This is a genomic window from Pseudonocardia pini, assembly GCF_013870575.1.
Lineage (GTDB): Bacteria > Actinomycetota > Actinomycetes > Mycobacteriales > Pseudonocardiaceae > Pseudonocardia > Pseudonocardia pini.
The window spans coordinates 1-1,407 of record NZ_JACBXB010001077.1; the positions used below are offsets into that span (position 1 = coordinate 1).

Below are 1,407 nucleotides of genomic sequence, written 5' to 3' on the forward strand. Positions count from 1 at the left end.
CCAGCGTGGCCTGGAGGCCGGCCGCCACCGCGCCGCGGACCCGGAGGAGATCGAGGAGCGGTCCTTCCAGGACGGCACCGCGGAGGCCCCCGCCGAGGGCCCGCTCCCCGGCCCCACGCTGGAGCGCTACGAGGAGAACCGGGACCCGTGGACCGGCGAGGGCCTCTGGGACAACGACCGCCGCTTCTGAGACTCACTCCCAGGTCGGGGTGCCGCTGCCCCTCGGGACGAGGATGTGGCGGTAGTGGCCGGGGGTCGCGGACATCCGCACCTGGTCCGTCACGCCCTGGTAGCGGCCCAGCGGGGTGTCCGCGGTGAAGGTCTCGGGATCGAGGTAGGCGTGCTCGCCGCCCGTGCCCGCGACCTCCTTCGCGTACCCCAGGTCGAGCACGCCCAGGCCCAGGATCCACAGCGCCACCCTGGTCAGCGACACGTGGACCGTCCAGCTCCCGCCCTCCTCGGCCCGCCTGCGCAGCGCAGCGACGACACCCGCCGCCGTCAGCCAGGACACGATGTAGTCGTTGACCACGAGGATCGGGGAGAGCCGGGGCTCGCCGCCCGCGCCCTCCAGGTCGGCCATCCCGGTGAGCGCACCCGCGGTCTGGTCGAACCCGACCCGGTCCCGCCACGGCCCGCGTTCCCCGTTCAGGGAGTTCGTGGCGTGCACGATCCCCGGCCGCGCCGCCGCGGCCTCCTCTGGGGAGAGCCCGATCGAGGCCAGGTACCCGGGCCTGCGGTTGGCGTAGAACACGTCCGCGCCCGCGAGGAGCTCCCGCACGATCCGCGGACCCTCCCCGCGGCCGGGGTGGACCGTCGCCGACCGGACTCCGACGTTCGCGGTCACGTAGGTCGTGTCGTGCTCGAACTCGGTGGGGCGCCAGAGGTTCAGCACGTCCGCACCGTGCAGCGCCAGCGCCCGCCCGGTGCCCGCGCCCGCGATCACGTGCCCCATCCCCAGCGCCCGGATCCCGGAGAGCGGCAGGTCGCCGGGGGGCAGCGGCTCGGGCTCGCTGTCCCCGATCCTGGTGATCTCGACGAGCGGGGTGTCCGCCAGCGCCGCGTGCTGCTCGGTGGCCAACCACTCCAGCGGGCTCCGGACCAGCGGCATCACCACGCCCGCGGCGGCGCCCGCCTCCTCCAGATCGGCCCCGGGCCACCCGCGGACCGCCCTGGCGACCGCCTCCGGGGTGTCCGCGCAGTCCAGGAGCCGCTGGGCCGCGACCTTGAGCTTCGGGTAGCCGTTGAGCGGCATGACCCAGCGGTCGTCCGCGGTGGGGTAGAAGGCGAACCCGAACGCGGGCGACGGGTTGGCGGCCGACACGACCGGCAGCCCGTGCAGCAGCTCCCACCGGCGGTCGTAGAAGGGGCAGAGCCGGTGCGGTGCGCTGCGCAGGTCCGCCTCGATGT

At 75.0% G+C, this 1,407-nt stretch carries 2 protein-coding genes; one reads left to right on the top strand and one right to left on the bottom strand.

The window, feature by feature from the left end:
* On the top strand, positions 1-190 hold a 190-nt coding region (locus tag H5J29_RS32645), incomplete at its 5' end, for a hypothetical protein (protein ID WP_181784750.1).
* 3 nt (positions 191-193) lie between these two features.
* Here H5J29_RS32645 and H5J29_RS32650 read toward each other — a convergent pair.
* The coding region (locus tag H5J29_RS32650; protein ID WP_181784751.1) for a CoA transferase at positions 194-1,407 on the bottom strand (1,214 nt) is incomplete at its 5' end.